The sequence below is a fragment of the Thalassovita sp. ABM4_323 genome (assembly GCF_056158665.1).
In genome coordinates, this window is record NZ_JBSWTS010000007.1 from 1,930,549 (window position 1) to 1,948,880 (window position 18,332).

Below are 18,332 nucleotides of genomic sequence, written 5' to 3' on the forward strand. Positions count from 1 at the left end.
CAGGGCCGTTCTGGGAAAGACGCTAACAGCCCTTGATCAATCCGTGAAATCGATTGTTCTAATCCAAATCATCGGTTTCGCGGATAATCATGGAGGTCTCGCCTTCGAAGGCTTCCATCAAGCGCGCCCGGACCCAGGCCAGGCATTCGTCGCGCTCGGCATAGCTGTGCCACTGGATGCACTGGTTCACAGCGGGCATCTCGATGGGCGAGGGGACAAACTTCAGCGGCAGGATTTCCCGGAACCGCTCGGCCAGGCGCCGGTGCATCAACCCGATCAGATCGGTGTTCAGCAACAAGAAGGGCAGGGATGAAAAGCTGCCCGCTTGCACGGCGATCTCGCGATCTTCGGCCCGGTTGCGCATGAACCAGTCCTCGTAGCTGGGCGTAAAGGTGGCGAATTGCACAGCCGCGTGGCGCGCCTCGTAGAATTGCTCTTCGGTGATGCTGTCGCCAAGCCAAGAGTTTTGCTCCCAGGCGGCTACAACATATTCATCCTGATAATAGGGTTGGAACGGATGATCCGGCGACAGGTACAGTTCTGGCATGGCCAGCATGTCGATCTCGCCGCGCTCCAACCGGTCGCGCGGGCTGTTGCCGGGGGCCTCGATGCTGAGAACCAGCCCCGGCGCCAGCTCGGAAATCGCATGCATCGGCCCTTGCAGGGCGGATATCAGTACCGAGTCCGAGGCGATGATCCGCACCTCGCGCTTGACGGTCCGCGGGTCGAATTCAGGCGCCTGGATGATCGTGCCGTCGATCTGCGCCAACGAGGCCCGGACCTTGCCCGACAATTCCTTGGCGCGCGGAGTCAGCACCATTTTGCGCCCAACCTGCACCAACAGGTCATCCCCAAAATAATCGCGCAATCGCGCCAAAGCGCCCGATGTGGCAGATTGGCTGAGGCACAGCTTGTCAGCAGCACGGCTGACATTTGCCTCGGTCAGTAGCACATCCAGTGCTACCAGCAAATTCAGATCCAGACCTTTAAAACGCATGCTCACTCCTTTTGAATGACATGTATCGATAGCACCGATTGCATGATGTTGAACAATCGCTTTTTCAAATGCAACGAAATTGTGCAGCTAATAGGTAAGCGGAATAGGAGACAGAGATGCTTCAGGAATTGTTTGGGTTGCAGGGCAAACGGGCCCTGATCACCGGGGGAAGCTCGGGTATTGGGCGCGCCGTGGCCGAGGCCTTTGCGGCGGCTGGGGCTGATGTGGCCATCGCCTCGGACCGGCAGGATGATATCGATGAAACCGTTAGCGCTCTTTGCGCGACCGGGGCCAAGGCCGTTGGTATTCAATGTCGCCTGAATGGCCGGGCCGAAGCGGAGGCTTTGATCGCCCAGTCCGTCGAGGCATTGGGTGGACCGATTGATATTCTGGTCTCGAATGCCGGAATCGAAGGCCCGGTGGGCGACACGGGCGCGGGCGAGGAAGCGCGGTATCTAAAGGTCTTTGATGTGAACCTGCACAGTGCCTACTGGCTGGCCTCGGCGTGCAAAGACGGCATGGCGGCCCAAGGGGGCGGCGCGATCATCCTGATGGCCAGCCTGTCTGCGCTGCGCGGAAACCGTATGATTGGCCCTTATTCCATGTCCAAGGCCGCGCTGGCCGCGATGGCCCGAAATTTGGCGGTCGAGTTCGGCCCGCTGAACATTCGCACCAACGCGATTGCGCCCGGCCTGATCGAAACGCCGTTCTCGCGTCCGTTGCTGGGCAACCCTGATTTCGTGGCCAAACGGATCGAGGGCATGACCCCGTTGCGCCGTGTGGGCCAGCCAGAAGAGATCGCAGCTGCGGCCCTGTTCCTGGCCGGAAAAGGCGGGGCGTTCACCACCGGGCACACGCTGGTTGTGGACGGAGGTACCGTGATCACCGATGGAAGCTAGCGCCGAAACGGGATCGTTTTGGAAGATAGATGAGATCGAAACTCACAATTTTTTTGTAACTAACTGACTTGATATGTTGACCCCCAGAAACACGGCACCGGTGCGCGACGGAGGATGCGCCGGGCCGATAACGGGAGGACATCATGTTCAAAAACTCATTCCGGGTTGGCCTGCTGGCCAGCCTGCTGGCTTCGGCTGCCCTGGCGCCTGCGATGGCGGATATCTCGGCGGCGCCTGGTCTGCGGCACGCAAACTCGGCCGGGGCGATTCCGGCGGATCAGAACGTGGCCTCGGCCGAGCGCGAGAAGTTCGAGATGCTGAAGCCGGGCGTGTATACGGAGTTCGAAAAAGGCGCGGTTGCGGCCTATCTGGCCGAAAACGAAGCCATCCGCCTGCGCGGTGAGATCGACATTGATGCGCTGGTCAGCGGCACGCTTCCGGCGGGCACTCCGGGCCTGGGTCCTATCATCCACGTCACCGAAGAATGGGTGCGGTATCAGCACGAGAAATTCGACCCGCAAAACCCGCTGCGTCACGACGCCGAGGTTGCGCGCAAGGCCGGATACAAGGGCGTGCCCGCCTATCCCAGCTTTGCCGCGCATGATGACAGCTCGATGATCCCGTGGCCCGTGCATGTGCGCGATAAACTGCTGGTCAGCGACCTGAACCACTCGATCACCAACTACGCGCCGGTCTATGCCGGGGACACGCTGTATATCGTTGTAAATCAACGGGATGTGCTGGACCTGACCCCGCCCGAGGGCTCGACCCGCCGCGCGATTGCGATCATCTCGCAGGCCTCGATCTATAATCAGGATGGCGACAAGGTCACCGACATGACCTTCCGCGTGACCGAGCAGCTGTCGGTCTATAAGGACCGCGCGGATGCGCCCGAGGTGCCGATCTTCCCGTTGGTCTGGGAAAGCGCTGACTGGCTGTCGCGCGCCGAGCATGTCTATACCGACGCCGATTGGGACAAGATCAAGGATATCTGGGCCAACGAAGACATCCGTGGCGCCACCCCGCGCTATTGGGAAGACGTCACCATTGGCGATCAGCCGACGCAGACGCTGGACGGCCCCATCTCCGAAGGCCCGACCCCGACCTGGGGCATGGGCATGGGCTCGGGCGGGTCGCGCAACCTGCGCCCCGAGATCATGGATGAAGACGGCTTTGCCGATCTGGTGCGCAACCCCAATGACGGTATCTATCGTCTGGCGGACCCCAACCTGCAACGCCCGCAGATGCCGCCGCTGCCGGAATACAAGGATGCGCCTCCGCCTCCGCCCCGTCCGGGTGCCGTGGACGTGGCCAATATCCACACAACCGAAGTGGGCCGCGGTATCCTGGTGAACTTTACCGGACGTGACTACGCCATCCGCCACATCACCAACTGGATGGGCGACGCGGGCTGGATCAAGAACATCTCGTGGTCGATCATGGATCCCCGCGCGGGCTGGGAACACGGCGTGCCAATCGTGCCGAACCCCGTCGCGCAGCGCTATGTGAACCGCGTGCCGGGCATGGAAAACGCCTTTGTCTCCACCCATGGTCTGACCAAGGACGTGGCGCTGGTGAAATCGCAAGTCACCGACAAACGTGTGGTCAACGGCAAATTCGAGGTCGAGCTGATCTGGTGGATCGAAACCATCGACGGCCACATCTGGGAAGAGGGGCAAGCCCTGGTTGAGCTGCCCTCACGCGAGGGCGGCGTTGCCTCGGCGGTTCCGGCGGCCAACTAAGCCCGGCCAATACATCAAGGGTCAGAAAACAATCAAAGATCTGCGCGGGCCGGTGCGAACTGACCCCACCGGCCCCGCGCATTCACTCTAGAGGGAAAAACGATGAAACATCTCCTTTCTGCTGGTGCCCTGGTGGCACTGGCCTCAGCAAGCCATGCCCAAGGCTTTCCGCCGCCCCCCATCCAGGATGGGTTCCACGTAAACGGCGAAGTTCTGGCGACCTACGGCAACACCCACTACGGCACCAACGATTTCCTGGTGCAAAGCAAACTGTTTTTCAACGGCGCGACGGCGGTTGGCGACATGCGTGCGACCGTTCGTGGCGAGTTGGTTCTGCGGACCGACACCGACGATCTGCCCACGGATATGGACGACGTCTATAACCTGGAAATCGCGCTGGAAACCGGTGCTTTGGGCACCTTTGGCTATTCGACCTATCACCGCTGTGCGGGCGTTGGGTTCCCCTGGACGGATGGCGACGTGGGCAACCTGGGCTCGGCCAACATCCACCCCTGGGTGCCGCCGACCTATCGCTGTGCCGGTGGTCTGCAGGTCTATCTGCCCCAAGGCGCACTGGATGCGGATGACCACTTCTTCTATCGCAACCAGATCGGTGGTCTGCGCATCAACGCGTGGTACGACCACGATCTGAACTATGCCCATACCGATCAGTCGGCTGGCATCACCATTGATGGCGAACTGGCCCCCGAATTCGAACTCGAGCTGGGCTATGACGCCAAGTTCGCCATGTTCATGCTGGGTGGCAACGATGTTGGTGATCGCAAAGCGGGTATCATGGTGCCGCTGGGCCAAAGCGGGTTCACCGTCGGCTACGAGTACAACCACCTGGACGCCGCAACCGAGATGACCGGTCAAATCGTCAATGTCGATTACCGTCCGACTTCGCCCAGCATCCTGCGCAACGTGCGTGCAACCTATTGGCTGGTTGAAGCCGCGGGTGGCGCCTCGTTTGAAAACTGGATGATCGACGCGCGTTTCGGCCACAAGGATTGGGAACTGGGCGTCGCCTACGAAGGACAGGGCAACTTTGCCATGGAAGGCGCGTACAAGCTGCGGGACAACCTGTCGATCGTTGCGGGCTATGACAGCGGCTTTGACACGGGCGACGGCTGGTCCGGTGCCTTTGGTCCGGCGACCTCGGTGCCCGGTCGCGGCGACAGCTACGAGATTGGTGTCAAGTTGACCTTCTGATCCCTCGGGTGGTCAACATGCGAACGGCCCGGAGCGATCCGGGCCGTTTTTTTGTGTCAGTTCAGGTTTTTACCAGGCTGTTGCGCCGCCATCGATACGGAAATCGGACCCGGTGACAAAGCGGCTTTCGTCCGAACCCAGATAGATCGCCAGCCAGCCGATATCTTCGGGTTGTCCCAGACCGTCCAGCATGATCTTGGCCCGGACGTTTTTCATCAGCGGTAAATCCAGGTGCTGCTCGGTTTCTTCGGTCACGGTAAAGCCCGGCGCGATGGTGTTGGCGCGGATGTTATGGGGCCCGCCCTCCATCGCCAGTTGCCGGGTCATCGCCAGCACCGCACCTTTGCCCGCCGTATGCGCCAGCGCCGGCAGCCCGTCCAGCGCCACATGGGCATTGGCGGACGAAAAGTTGATGATCGAGCCCTTGCCCGATGCCTGGAGCAGCGGCCACATCTTGCGGGTGACCAGAAACACCGTGTCGATCTCGCCGCGCAGGGTGATGTCCCAATCGGCTTTGCTCAGCTCGTCCACGGGGCCGAACTTCACGATGGCTGCCGCGTTCACCAGAATATCCACGGCCCCGTCAAACGCGCCCGAGGCCGCATCCGCAAGCGACCCGGCGCTGTTTTCGTCGGTCAGGTCGGCCTGGTGCACCCGGATTTGCGGTGCCTCAGCGGTCAGGGCCTGCAAGGCGTCGCCATTGATATCGCTGGCCAGAACCGAGGCCCCCTGTTTGGCCATCATCAGGGCGATGCGGCGCCCGATGCCCCGTCCTGCGCCCGTTACAACGGCCCGTTTTCCCTTTAGTCGCTCCACCCGTTTCCTCCTGTGTTTTGCGCGGCAAGGCTATACCTGCGCGCGGGTGAACTAAAATCGGTTTATTCGATAGCGGGTATCTGCGCTTTGCCCAATGGGTGTGAATCCGCAGCGCCAGAAGGCTTGGATCCGGCCCCGAACATGCAAAAAGGCGCGAAGTTTCCCTCGCGCCTTTTTGTTTCGGTCAGGTTGGGTCAGGCCGCAGCCATCCCTGCCGGTTTCTTGCTGCGCCAGTGCCAGGCGATCACACCCAGGGCGACCACGATGGCGGGCCCGGCGATGGTTACGCTTTTCATCAGCACCAGCACGCACAGGACCAGACGAATGCCCATCTCGATCTGGCCCATGGGACGCGCTTCGAACCGGGCCAGGACGCTGGCCAGCAGATACAGACCCAGCGCGATGCGCACCGCGATCCAGGCCAGGTGCATCGGATGGACCTCTCCGTCCAGACCGGCCAGATAGCGATCTCCGCCACCCACGGGGTTCAGCTGGGCCGCTTCGATCAGCAGCAGCTCGGGGTAGAAGGCAAAGATGAAGGGCACCACAAAGATCACCACGCCCGCGCGCACCGCAGCCACGCCCGTTCGCATTGGGTCAGCCTTGGTGATGGACGCCGCCGCAAAGGCCGCGATCGCCACGGGTGGAGTGATCGCCGAGGCCACCGCGAAGTAGAAGATGAACATATGCGCGGTAAAGGTCGCAATGCCCAGCCCCACCAGCATCGGCCCCATCAGCAGCGCCACGTTGATATAGGCGGGCACCGTGGGCATCCCCATGCCCAGCAGGATCGCCATCAACATGGTCGCCATCAGCGCCAGCAACAGGAAGAAGGCGTTCTCGCCGATGATACCGCCGCTTTCACGCAGCCAGCCAACGATATCGATCGCGATATAGTTCGAAAGCCCGGTGAAGTTCAGGCAGAAGTCGATCACCGACACGGCCAGGAACATCAGGTACAGGCGGCTGACCAGCAGGCCCGCATCGGCCAGAGCGGCCAGGATTTTCTGCGGGGACTGGCGGATCTTCTTATCCAGAAAGAACAGCGCGATCAGCAGGGCTGTGGCCCACCAACCGGCCGAGCCAGCATCCCCAGCCGAGTTCTGGAATAGTTGCAGCAGCCAGGGCAGGTTTGCCGCGCGGCATCCGTTGGCGCTGATGATCTGCTCGACACCCCACAGGCCCGCAAGCGGGCCACAGCCCACGGCCTCTTTCGGGGTCAGCAGCAGCACCAGAATCAGCAGGATCGGGGCAAAGATCATCACCAGATGCAGCTTGTCCTCGCCGGTCAGACGCATGTCATCAGTGACTTCGCCTACGGCCTCGATGCCCTGTTTGCGGGCCTGGAAGACCACGGTCAGGAACAGGCAGCCGAAATAGGCCAGTGCAGGCAAGGATGCAGCGATGATCACTTCGCGGTAGGGGACAACGGTCATGGCCGACAGAACGAAGGCAGCAACCCCCATCACCGGCGGCATGATCTGCCCACCGGACGAGGCCGCAGCCTCGATCCCGCCCGAGAACGTGCGTTGGAAGCCACGTTTCAGCATCATCGGGATGGTCAGCACGCCGGTTGACAGCACGTTCACCACGGGCCCACCCGAGATGGTGCCGAACATGGCCGAGCTGACGATCGCCGCATGGGCCGGGCCACCGCGCAAACGGCGGGTCCACAGGAAGGCCAGCTTGATCAGCGACTGCCCACCCGCCGACACGCCAAACAAGGCGCCCAGCACGATATAGGGGAAGACGGTGTTCATCAGGATGGCCATGAACCGGCCCAGAATGCCTTGGGCGTTGTTGACCAGGATGTCCTGCATATTGGGACGGCCATCCAGCAGCATGCGCGGCTCGCCACCCAGTTTGGTGACCAGGTATTTGTTCATGTCTTCGGAACCGAAGAAGTACCAAATGAACACGGTCAGCATGGTGTAGGTGGCAATCGCGATGGCCACGGCGACCAGCGGGAAACCCCAGACGCGCACGTTATAGCCAAGGAACACAATGATCGCCAAAGCCATGATCGGGAAAATGCCCAGACCCAGCGTGTTGATACACGAAGGATCATCCACCGAGGTTGGCGGCGGCAGGCCCATGGATTCGTTGAACTCGATCTCTTCTTGCAGGGCGCGGGCGATCAGCTCGGCGCGCTCGCCGGTGAATTGGTCGATCATGCACACGCTGTCGATCTCGATCAGGTACGAGGCCGAAACCACCAGCGCCATGATCACCAGGGCGATGTCCATGCCAAGGCCAAAGGCGTATTTCAGCGGACCTTTGTTGCGCCACAGACGCGCCATGGATTGATCCAGCGCCACGGTGCTCATCATGATCAGGAAACACAGGGGGGCGAGGTATTCAAAGCTGAATTGGCGAATTTTGACTTCTTTGCCGAAGGTGTCGGACACCCAATCATCCAGCCCCGGAAACGAGGGTAGTGTGTTGAGCAGACCGATGATGACCAGGACAAGCCCAAGCACCAGGGACAAACGAGTGAATAGGCTGGGGGGCCGAACGACGTCGGTGTTCATGGGGGGCTCCAGTCTGTAGGGGTTTGTGAAGTGTAGGGGTCTGGGCGTGCGATGTCACGCCGCCCAGACCGAGCATGCGCTGCTTATTTGGCGCACTCAGGGACGGTGTATCCGGCCTCTTCCCAGGCGGCGACTGCGCCGGGGTGGTATTTCAGGGACAGAGGTCCGCAGAAGCCGGTGGTCTCGGCGTCCAGGATGCCCAGGTTGGTATTCTTCATGAAGGCCGTGCGGTTTTTCATCTCTTCCAGGGTCTTGATGTGCTCGGCCACCAGTGCCTTGGCCAGATCAAACGGCATGTCCTTGTTCACGATATCTGCGAACGCCGTGCCGATCCCGCGGAAGTTGCCATCCACGGACACCATGCGCACGCCGTCGCCATAACCCATTGCATCCCAGTGAACGACAACCGGCACGTTGCCCGGCGCGTTGAAAATCTTGCGATAGGCATCGCTTTCGAACACGTCCTTGGGGGTCGAAACGATCACCACGTCACCTGCGGCCTGCATCGTGGTCACGCGCTGCGAGGGGAAGGTCAGCGGCAGGATGAATGCATCCATCGAGCCATCCACCAGAACCGAGGGCAACTGGCCCCAGTTGGTCTGGTGCCCGGTGTAGTTTTCGCCGTCTTTCATGCCAGCCGCCATTTGCGCGGCCTGACGGGCGTTCACCAGCGCTGCGCCACGGGGCGGGCCATTCCAGACGTTCTTGCCTTCGATTTTTTCCCAGCTGTCGATGCCTTCGCTTTCCAGCGCGATCAGGCCGTATGCGCCCGAGTTAAACGGGTACAGGGCGCGCACATTCGAGGCCAGCTCGGCGCCCTTTTCAGCACCGGTTTTCGAGTAAGGGCCACGGCCCTTGTCCAACAGGAACACCAGGATCAGCGGCATGTTCGAGATGTCCGAACGCCCTTCGGCGATGTTCATCAACGAGTTGGTCAGCGTCTGACCTTCCAGCACTTGCAGATTGGCGATTCCAGCGCGCGAGCTGACCTCTGCCATGTGCATGGCGGTGGCATGGGTGGCCGCACCTGGCGTGGTGGTTTCATAGGTCAGGTTGGCTTGCGCCTGCGCTGCGGCTGCGCTCAGCCCCAGTGCAGCCGCAGCCGCCACTAGCGTCTTGGTTACGTGTTTCATTCTTTCAGTTCCTCCCTTGGAAAGTTATTCGGCCGCGACGCCTTTTTTCATGTTGGGCGCCTTGCGGTCGCGATATTTCACTGTCAGCTCCAGTGGTGCTTCGTTTTCGTCATAGATGCCGATCATCACGCCGCGACGGCGCGTTTTGGTCCGCATCTCCTCCAGTTGTGATTTGCTGCGCGTGGTGCGCTGCGACTGTCGCCGTGCCCAGGCGAACAGTTTGTCATACATCTGATCGATGATGTCCTGATGGTCCTCGCTGTCGCCCAGATCCCGCAGTTCCAGCGGGTCGTTTTTCAGGTCGAACAGGATCGGGCGATGTTCGCCCTCGCAATGGACCATTTTCCAGTCCTTGGTGGCGACCATGAACATCACTGCCTCGCGGACGTCATGGTCCAGCTGCGTGGCCGTGGGCGTGGCCGAGTAATCATATTCGCAGATCGCATAGTCCCGCAGGGTTTCGCTGCGTTCGCCCCGCAGCAGCGGCAGCAGGCTTTCGCCCTCAAGGATATGGTATTCCGGTTCGCCACCCGCGACCTCGACAAAGGTGGGGGCCAGATCGATCGCTTCGACCAGGGCATCGCTGACGGTGCCGCGCGTGGCGTCGGCCTCGGGCGAGGGGTCATAGATGATCAGCGGCACCTTGGCGGAATTGTCGTGGAAGAAGGTCTTTTCCCCCATCCAGTGATCGCCCAGGAAATCCCCGTGATCCGAGGTCAGCACGATCATCGTGTCGTCCATCCGGCCGGTTTCTTCCAGCCAGTCGAATAGGCGGCCCATCTGGTCGTCACATTGCTTGATCAGGCCCATATAGGCGGGGATCACGGCCTCGCGGACCTCTTTGCGGGAAAATGCTTTGCCCACGCCGCTGTCCATAAAGGCCTTCAGCACCGGGTGCGCGGTGTCGTATTCGTCGTCCGAGCGGATGACGTCCTGCACATCTTCAGGGCCGTACATGCTGGCATAGGGTTCGGGCACCACATAGGGCCAGTGCGGCTTGATAAAGGACAGGTGCATGCACCACGGGCCTTCGGCTTGCTCGATAAACTCCATGCCGCGGCCGGTCAGATAGGGGGTTTCGCTGTCCTCTTCGGCGATATTGGCCGCCTCGGACGAGTTTTTCAGAAACCAGCCGGACAGCACGTTGCCATCTTCGTCCAGACCCGAGTTGGCAAAGTCATGCCAGGGGTTGTCGGATTCGTATCCTTTGGCCTTCAGCCATTTGTTATATTCCTTGGCCCCATCCGGATCATAAGAGCCATCCGGCCCCTCGGGCAGCATCCCGTCGTCGCGCTCGAATACGTCAAAGCCGCATTCGGCCACGCGCGCGCCGATCACGCTGTCGCGCTCAAGGCCCAGGCGCTCCATGCCTTCGGCGTCCACGCTCATGTGGGTCTTGCCCACCAGCCAGCAGCCCATGCCCAGCTTGCGCAGATGATCGCCCATGGTCTTTTCGCCGACCTTCAGGGGGATGTTGTTCCAGCTGGCGCCATGGCTGTGCACATAGCGCCCGGTATAGGTGGACATGCGCGAGCTGCCACAGATCGGCGACTGGATATAGCACCGATCAAAGCGCACCCCCATCTGGGCCAGACGGTCGATATGAGGCGTGTGCAGGGTCTTGTGACCATAACAACTCAGGTAATCCCAGCGCAGCTGGTCGAACATGATGAACAGGATATTCTTGGGCTTGGTCATATATGTCTACCGCCTCGGCTCAATGAACCGATCACGTCGCCTGTTTCTGCGACGTTTTGGCGTTTCCTCCCTTTGTTTTTTTACAAAGGTAGCGATTCGGCGTTGCTAAGAGAAATAGTCATTTGGAAAACACCATAACGGAATCGTTATAATGCTGGGGCCGGATCAGTTCGCCAGTCCGAGGTTTTGCACTTCTTCGCGGATCACCTGCATCAACAGCTGCGCGGGTTCCGATACCTTCCGCGCGGTTGGTGTGGTCAGCCCGACCCCACCCATCAGCTCGTCACGCCCATAGTTCAGTGTCGTGACCGTGCCGTCGCGCAATTCTCGCTTCATCCCACCCAGCGGCAGGAACACAATCGCGTCGGACACCAGGCTGAAGTTGCGGGCGAACTCGAAGGAAATCGTCTCGATCTGATTGGTGAACCGTCCCAAACCCTTGCCGATGATAAACCGGTCCAGTTCGGCGCGGATGATCGTGTTGGACAGGGGGATGACCACCGGGAATTCGTTGATGTCGTGGATGCTCAGATCCGAGGCCCCGTCCAATGGGTGGCCGCTGCGGGCAAAGAAAACCAGGGGCTCGCTGAACAGATGTTCAAAGTTCAACCCCTGCATTTCTTCGGCGGATTGAATGCGGCCAAAGCTGAAATCAGCATCCCCAATCCGCAGATGATGGTGCAGCCCGCCGCCCGTGGTGGCCTTGAATTCCACGTCGATCGAGGGATACAGCGATTTGAACCGCGCCGTCGCCCCGGGCATCACCATCCGCACCACGTTGGGCAGGACATAGGCGCTGACGCGCTGCTCGACGATCTGGCCGCGCATGGTTTTCAGGCCCAGATCAACCTGTTCCAGCCCGCCATCTACATAGGAATACAGCAAGCGCCCCGCAGCATTCATCGCCAACCCCGAGGCCGTGCGCTCGAACAGAGACGTGCCCAGCTCTTCTTCGAGTTCGCGGATCGAGCGCGAGACAGAAGGCTGCACCGTCCCCATCCGCTCGGCAGCGCGTGTGACCGAGCCCAGATCCGCAACGGCAATGAAACAACGCAGGTGGCGCATACGGATGCGTTTGTAAACCATGGGCGGGGCCTTCGGATCGGGTGAATTCGACTGTATCGCTCACCCTAGACCAGCTGTCGCGAGGCGTCCAACGCCAAGATATGTGAAACTTTTGCGACGGGGCGGGAAACTGTTTGCTGCACGGCCTACATTTCGATATTTCGCGAAATATGGAAGTGAATCGAGTCGATCAACTGGCCGCCTTGGCCCATCCCCAACGTCTGGCGATCTTTCGCCTGTTGATGCGTCGCTATCCGGATGCGGTGCCCGCAGGGGAGATCGCGACCGTCCTGCAGGCCCGTGCCAATACCCTGTCGGCCTATCTGTCATCTTTGCGTCAAGCAGGGCTGATAACCCAAACCCGAGACGGGCGTTCGCTGCGGTATCGCGTGGCGCTCGAGGAAAGCAACGGGCTGGTGTCCTTCCTTGTGGACGATTGCTGTCGGGGTCGTCCGGATCAATGCCGCGCCCCTTTGAACGTGCAAACAAGCAAAGAGCGAACCATGCCTGATCAGAAATACAACGTGCTTTTCATCTGCGTCGGAAACTCGGCGCGGTCGATTTTCGCAGAATCGATCCTGCGGACCGAGGCCGGCGAGCGGTTCAATGCCTACTCGGTCGGGGTGAACCCTGCCTCGGTGCTGAATCCCTTTGCGGTCGAGATGTTGCAGGACAAGGGGCACGATATCACGCCCCTGCGGGCCAAGCACCTGACCGAGTTTCAGGGCCCCGACGCGCCCGTGATGGATTTCGTTTTCACTGTTTGCGATCAAGCCGCGAACGAAGAATGCCCCGCCTGGCCCGGACAGCCGATTAGCGCCCATTGGGGCCTGCCTGATCCGGTCAAGGCCACCGGGACCGACGCGGAAAAACGGCTGGCGTTCCAACAAGCCTATGCTGTTCTGCGCAACCGCATCATCGCCTTTGCGGCGCTGCCTTTTGAAAGCCTGGATCGCGTGTCGCTGCAACAGCGCGTGGACGATCTGGCCATGGATATGGAAGACCAATGACAACTTACGCACTGAACGGCCTGGGCCGGATGGGAAAACTGGCGCTGAAACCTTTGCTGGACAGCGGGGCCAAGGTGGCCTGGATCAACGACGCCGTGGGCGACGCCGCGATGCAGGCGCATCTGCTGGAATTCGACACGGTGCACGGCCGCTGGGATGCGGATTTCTCGTCGGACGCGGACAGCGTCACCATCGACGGCACGCGTATTCCGTTCATCGGCACCTCGAAAATCGAGGATCTGCCGCTGGAGGGCGTGGATGTGGTGATCGACTGTACCGGCGTCTTCAAGACCGAGGCCAAGCTGGCCCCGTATTTCGCCGCTGGTGTGAAAAAGGTCGTGGTTTCGGCCCCCGTCAAGGACGGCCCCACCGCCAATATCGTTTATGGCATCAACACCGATGACTATGACCCTGCCCAGCACCAGATCGTGACCGCGGCCAGCTGCACCACCAACTGTCTGGCGCCCGTGGTCAAGGTTCTGCACGAAGGGTTGGGGATCAAGCATGGCTCGATGACCACGATCCATGACGTGACCAACACGCAAACCATCGTGGACCGCCCCGCCAAGGATCTGCGCCGGGCGCGCTCGGCGCTGAATTCGCTGATCCCGACGACCTCGGGCTCGGCCACGGCGATCATGCTGATTTTCCCGGAACTGCAAGGCAAGCTGAACGGCCACGCAGTGCGGGTGCCGCTGCTGAATGCCTCGCTGACCGATTGCGTGTTCGAGGTCGAGCGCGAAACCACCGTCGAAGAGGTCAACGCCCTGTTCGAGGCCGCCGCCAATGGCCCGCTGAAGGGCATTCTGGGCTATGAAACCCGTCCGCTGGTGTCGTGTGACTATACCAATGACGACCGTAGCTCGATCATCGATGCGCCCTCGACCATGGTGGTCAATGGCACGCAGGTGAAAGTCTATGCCTGGTACGATAACGAATGGGGCTATGCCCAGCGTCTGGTCGACGTGGCGCTGATGGTTGGTAAGTCGCTGTGAGCCAGGCAAAACCAGAGGGCTTGGCGGCGTATATCGCCGTCACGGCCGCCTATTGGGCGTTCATGCTGACGGATGGCGCGCTGCGGATGCTGGTGCTGCTGCACTTTCACACGCTGGGGTTTTCGCCCGTGCAGCTGGCCTATCTGTTCATCCTGTACGAGATCGCGGGCATCATCACCAACCTGTCCGCCGGTTGGATCGCCGCGCGGTTCGGGCTGACCTCGACGCTGTATGCGGGATTGGGGTTGCAGGTGTTGGCGTTGCTGGCCTTGGCGCAGCTTGATCCGGAATGGGCGCTGTGGACTTCCGTCGCTTTTGTGATGGCGGTGCAGGGAGCCTCGGGCGTGGCCAAGGACCTGTCCAAGATGAGCGCCAAAAGCGCGGTAAAGCTGCTGGCGCCGTCGGGCGACGGGGGGCTGTTTCGCTGGGTTGCCGTGCTGACGGGATCAAAAAACGCGGTCAAAGGGTTCGGATTCCTGCTGGGCGCGGCCATGTTGGGGCTGTTCGGGTTTGTGCCCTCGGTTTTGGGGATGGCGGGCGTGCTGGCGGTGATCCTGGCGGTGATCGCGCTGAAAATGCCGGGCGGTCTGCCGCAGGGCAAAAAGGGCGCGAAATTCTCCGAGGTGTTCTCGAAAGATCGAAATATCAACTGGTTATCCGGTGCGCGCTTGTTCCTGTTCGGCGCGCGGGACGTGTGGTTCGTGGTCGGCATCCCGATCTTTTTCTATGCCGTTCTGTCCGATGGCAGCGAAGAGGGTAATCGCTGCGCGTTTTTCCTGATTGGCAGCTTCATGGCCGTTTGGACGATCCTGTATGGCGCGGTGCAGGCCTATGCGCCCAAGTTGCTGCGCGCCAAAACCCGCCCGGTGGGCGAGCTGGTTCACGCCGCAAAGGGCTGGGTCGCGGCGCTGTTCGTGGTGCCTGCGGTTTTGGCGGTTCTGTGCGAGGTCTCGGACGGCCCGACCATGTGGTTCACCATAATGCTGACCCTGGGGTTGCTGGTCTTCGGCGCGATTTTCGCGGTGAATTCATCGCTGCATTCTTACCTGATCCTGGCCTTCACCAAGTCCGAGCGGGTCACTATGGATGTCGGGTTTTACTATATGGCCAACGCGGCCGGGCGCCTGCTAGGCACGTTGATGAGCGGGCTGAGCTATCAGATTGGCGGCTTGCCATGGTGCTTGGGGGTGGCGGCTGTGTTCGTGGGGCTCAGCTGGGTTGGCGCGGGGCGTCTGCATGCGCCCAGCCCGGCGCGGGCTTAACTCACACGGCTCTGATCCCCACGGGGCGCCTTATGCACCGGCGCCCCAGACGTGCCTGGGGTCAAGACGCGCTGCATCACGTCTGACCAACGGACAGCAAAGTCGCGCTCGCTTTGGCGCGGATCGGGGCGCGGGATCCGGGGATGGGGCTCGGTCGCCAAGGTCGACATCGCGTTGGCCCAAGCGGTTTTGTTATACATATGCACGCGGATCGCACCGTCCTGGGCCTGATCGTCCAGCCCATCCTCGCCCGATACCAGAACGGGCCGTCCGGCCGCGCGGGCCTCGATGGCGACCAGGCCATAGGCCTCCCAACGCGAGGGCATCACCACCGCATCTACCGCCTGCATGGCCGCGGCAGGGTTGGGGCTGTGCCCCAGAAACCGGATGCGCGCATCCCCCTGTGCCAACGCCCGTAGGGCCGGGCGCTCGGGGCCGTCCCCATAGATATTCAGGCGCAAATCCGGGTCGGGCAAGGTGCGAAACGCCTGGATCAACAGATCGAAGCCTTTCTGCCGATCCAGCCGCCCAATGGCGCCAAAGACGCGGGCCTGGGGCGCTGGATCGGCCAGCCGGGCGAAGGGCAAAAGCCCAACAACGGGCGAGATCACCGTCAGCGCCCCCAGATCGGCCAGCCGATGGCGGAACATCCACCGCGCCTGAGCATGGCTGACGGCCACAAGGTGATCAAACACGGAATAGCCAATCCGCAACAGGTTCAGGAACCGCTTCTTGTTGGGCACGTTATGGGCGGCAAACCCTTGCGTATAGCTGTGTTCGACATGGATCAGCGGTGTGCCCGCATTCACTGCCCGCAGCGACAAAAGCGCGGGCAGGGTGCGCCAGCTGACCACCAGATGCGAGACGATAACATCCGCCTTGATCCGCCGCATTGCTAGGCTGCCGCGCCGCACCACGCGCATTTGGTGGTGACCAGACAGCGCCATGTCGGGGCTGTGGGTGATATGCTCTAGCAGGCGCATCACGCCGCCAGCGGTGGTATCGTCAATCAGGTGAACAACAGTCGGTCGGGTCATGGTGAGCTCCGGCATTAGGATTGAGGGGCAGACAGAAGTTTCGACAAGCGGCGCAAACGGGCCACGCCCATCGCGCCCACCGCATGGGCGGCGACAAGCGTGATCAGCGTCTTGGCTGGTTCCTCGATCAGGGGGATTTTCGACAGGCTCAGGCTGGCGTGTGCCAGTTTCCGGGCGTTGGCACCGTCCAGATCGCTGACCGCGCGCCGCGCCAGATAGCGCAGCTGATAGGCCCGCGCCGCAGGTTCATGGCGCGCGAACAGGGCCGGGTTCAGCGGGCGCAGCTTGTCCATGACGCGTTCCCAACTGGCCAATTGGCGATCTGTGTTTGCGGACAGACCGCCGGGATTGACGCGGTAGTGTGTCAGCGCGCCGGGTACGCCCTCGATCTGCCAATCGGTGGTCAGGGCCAGGCGCAGCCAGCATTCGATATCCTCGGACTGGCGAAAGGTTTCGTCAAACACCCAGTCGCGTTGCGTTTCTGAGGCCGGGCGATAGGCGATCTGATCCAGCGCGCCGCGCCGCATCACCGCGGCCGAGCCATTGCCAACCGGGTTGCGCTTCATCACGTGGTCGGCGGTGATGTCGGTCAGGCGGGGGCGCTGGGCGTGCCGTGTGAGGGTGCCGTTCGCGGTGATCAGCTGAGACCCTGAAAAGCTCAGGCCAATCGAGGGGTTTGCCTCCAGATGGGCGACATGCGTGGCCAGCTTGTCCTGTTGCCACAGATCGTCAGCATCGCAGAAACCGATGAATTCACCGGTTGCGGCGTGGATGCCAGAATTGCGCGCCCCGGCCAGACCGCGGTTTGCCTGCTGGACCAATCGAATACCGGGGTGGCGGGCGTATTTGCGCGCCATATCGCCGGTGTGGTCGGTCGAGCCATCATCGACGATGATGATCTCCATATCGCGGAAACTTTGCGAGCAAAGCGTTGCCATGGTCTGAGGCAGGGTGCGTGCGGCGTTATAGGCGGGCACGATGATCGAGGCTTTGGGCATCTTACGTCTCCTTCAATGGCTGAAAAGCGCGCGGCGCATTGGGGTGGGCAGAACCAGCGCGGCCCCGGCCCCCAGCGCCGTCAGAACCCCGCGTTTCGCGGGCGAACAAAAGGCGCGGGCATCCAGGCTGAGGCCGCGCAGGGCCAGGCGGGCGGGTTCGGTCTTGCCCAGGTCCAACCGCAGCGCGCGCCGCGCCAGATAGCGCAGATAAACGGCCTCGACCGCACGGGTTGGGCGATAGCCAAAGCGCTCGGCGGTGCGCAGTGCGCGGGTTCGGCTGGCCTGCATCGCCGGCAGATCCGAGGACAGCCCACCGCCCGAGCTGCGGTACCAGACCTGCAAACGGTCCAGCCCTTGCAGGCGGGCCCCACCGCCGACGATGCGAATCAGAAACTCCAGATCCTCGTTGTGGCTCATGTCCGGGTCGAACCCCCCCGCGCGGGCAAAGACATGGCGGCGGATGGTCAGGTTCGACAGGGTGCAGATCGGATTTTCGCCCATCAGCATGTCCACCGTGACGGGCTGTTGCGGCACCGTCGAAAACGTGCGTGCGTCGTTCGAGGCATGACGGAAAAACGCGATCCGTCCAAAACAGGCATCCACGCGGGGATCGGCCAATGTCTCGTTCAGCTCGGCCAGCTTGGGATGCGACCACAGGTCATCGGCATCGCAAAAGGCCAGGATTTCACCGGTGGCCAGGTCGATGGCGCCGTGATTGCGTGCCTCCGAGGGGCCCTTGCCCGGATTGCGGACCAGACGAATGCGAGGGTCGTTGCGCTCCCAGCAGTCGACCACGTCGCGGGTTCCGTCAGTGGATCCATCGTCGATCACGAAGGCCTCCCAGTCGGCATGCACCTGCGCGGTGATCGAGGCCAGCGTGTCCCCGATGGTATCAGCGGCGTTATAGGCGGGAATGATGATGGAAAACTTGGTCATG

The 18,332-nt window shown here is 61.5% G+C and carries 15 protein-coding genes; 6 read left to right on the forward strand and 9 right to left on the reverse strand.

The features are described from left to right. Positions 1 to 58: 58 nt before the first annotated feature. Positions 59 to 997, reverse strand: coding sequence for a LysR family transcriptional regulator (locus ACXADQ_RS11995; RefSeq protein ID WP_475320521.1), 939 nt, complete (start codon positions 995 to 997; stop codon positions 59 to 61). A 116-nt stretch (positions 998 to 1,113) separates the two neighbouring features. Here ACXADQ_RS11995 and ACXADQ_RS12000 point away from each other — a divergent pair, with 116 nt between their 5' ends. The 3 genes from ACXADQ_RS12000 to ACXADQ_RS12010 all read left to right on the forward strand — a co-directional run bounded on the left by ACXADQ_RS12000 (position 1,114) and on the right by ACXADQ_RS12010 (position 4,850). Then, positions 1,114 to 1,896, forward strand: a complete 783-nt coding sequence (locus ACXADQ_RS12000; RefSeq protein WP_475320522.1) for an SDR family NAD(P)-dependent oxidoreductase — start codon at positions 1,114 to 1,116, stop codon at positions 1,894 to 1,896. A gap of 143 nt (positions 1,897 to 2,039) precedes the next feature. After that, the gene (locus ACXADQ_RS12005; RefSeq protein ID WP_475320523.1) at positions 2,040 to 3,638 is read left to right on the forward strand and encodes a hypothetical protein; all 1,599 of its coding nucleotides are present in this window, start codon (positions 2,040 to 2,042) and stop codon (positions 3,636 to 3,638) included. A gap of 102 nt (positions 3,639 to 3,740) precedes the next feature. Further along, positions 3,741 to 4,850 (forward strand): hypothetical protein, encoded by a 1,110-nt coding sequence (locus ACXADQ_RS12010; protein WP_475320524.1) that lies wholly within the window; start codon positions 3,741 to 3,743, stop codon positions 4,848 to 4,850. A gap of 69 nt (positions 4,851 to 4,919) precedes the next feature. On the opposite strand, the gene ACXADQ_RS12015 is transcribed toward ACXADQ_RS12010, so the two are convergent. From ACXADQ_RS12015 to ACXADQ_RS12035, 5 genes are all read right to left on the reverse strand, one after another. Then, a complete protein-coding gene (locus ACXADQ_RS12015; RefSeq protein WP_475320525.1) occupies positions 4,920 to 5,666 on the reverse strand; it encodes an SDR family NAD(P)-dependent oxidoreductase in 747 nt (248 codons plus the stop codon). A gap of 194 nt (positions 5,667 to 5,860) precedes the next feature. Further along, on the reverse strand, positions 5,861 to 8,197 hold the full coding sequence (locus ACXADQ_RS12020; protein WP_475320526.1) for a TRAP transporter permease: 2,337 nt from the start codon (positions 8,195 to 8,197) through the stop codon (positions 5,861 to 5,863). A gap of 83 nt (positions 8,198 to 8,280) precedes the next feature. Next, positions 8,281 to 9,330: a TAXI family TRAP transporter solute-binding subunit gene (locus ACXADQ_RS12025; RefSeq protein WP_475320527.1), complete on the reverse strand. Its 1,050-nt coding sequence runs from the start codon at positions 9,328 to 9,330 to the stop codon at positions 8,281 to 8,283. A gap of 24 nt (positions 9,331 to 9,354) precedes the next feature. Further along, a complete protein-coding gene (locus ACXADQ_RS12030) occupies positions 9,355 to 11,028 on the reverse strand; it encodes a sulfatase-like hydrolase/transferase (protein ID WP_475320528.1) in 1,674 nt (557 codons plus the stop codon). Between the two features lie 165 nt (positions 11,029 to 11,193). After that, entirely contained in the window at positions 11,194 to 12,114 is a 921-nt protein-coding gene (locus ACXADQ_RS12035) for a LysR substrate-binding domain-containing protein (RefSeq protein WP_475320529.1), read from the reverse strand. A gap of 149 nt (positions 12,115 to 12,263) precedes the next feature. Between ACXADQ_RS12035 and ACXADQ_RS12040 the strand changes: the two genes are divergently transcribed. From ACXADQ_RS12040 to arsJ, 3 genes are read left to right on the forward strand one after another with little or no spacing between them, the layout of a single operon-like run. Further along, positions 12,264 to 13,103, forward strand: a complete 840-nt coding sequence (locus ACXADQ_RS12040) for an arsenate reductase/protein-tyrosine-phosphatase family protein (RefSeq protein WP_475320530.1) — start codon at positions 12,264 to 12,266, stop codon at positions 13,101 to 13,103. Further along, the gene (locus ACXADQ_RS12045; protein ID WP_475320531.1) at positions 13,100 to 14,098 is read left to right on the forward strand and encodes an ArsJ-associated glyceraldehyde-3-phosphate dehydrogenase; all 999 of its coding nucleotides are present in this window, start codon (positions 13,100 to 13,102) and stop codon (positions 14,096 to 14,098) included. Before ACXADQ_RS12040 ends, ACXADQ_RS12045 begins: the two co-directional genes overlap by 4 nt. Next, positions 14,095 to 15,360 carry an organoarsenical effux MFS transporter ArsJ gene (gene arsJ, locus ACXADQ_RS12050; protein WP_475320532.1) on the forward strand — a complete coding sequence of 422 codons (1,266 nt, stop codon included), beginning with the start codon at positions 14,095 to 14,097 and terminating at the stop codon, positions 15,358 to 15,360. The genes ACXADQ_RS12045 and arsJ overlap by 4 nt, the downstream gene beginning before the upstream one ends. Here arsJ and ACXADQ_RS12055 read toward each other — a convergent pair. Genes ACXADQ_RS12055 through ACXADQ_RS12065 form a run of 3 tightly spaced genes read right to left on the reverse strand, consistent with a single transcriptional unit; the run spans position 15,357 to position 18,331 of the window. Further along, positions 15,357 to 16,397: a glycosyltransferase gene (locus tag ACXADQ_RS12055; RefSeq protein WP_475320533.1), complete on the reverse strand. Its 1,041-nt coding sequence runs from the start codon at positions 16,395 to 16,397 to the stop codon at positions 15,357 to 15,359. The genes arsJ and ACXADQ_RS12055 overlap by 4 nt on opposite strands. A gap of 14 nt (positions 16,398 to 16,411) precedes the next feature. Continuing rightward, a complete protein-coding gene (locus tag ACXADQ_RS12060) occupies positions 16,412 to 17,395 on the reverse strand; it encodes a glycosyltransferase family 2 protein (RefSeq protein WP_475320534.1) in 984 nt (327 codons plus the stop codon). 12 nt (positions 17,396 to 17,407) lie between these two features. Beyond that, positions 17,408 to 18,331, reverse strand: coding sequence for a glycosyltransferase family 2 protein (locus ACXADQ_RS12065; RefSeq protein ID WP_475320535.1), 924 nt, complete (start codon positions 18,329 to 18,331; stop codon positions 17,408 to 17,410). Position 18,332: the final 1 nt, after the last annotated feature.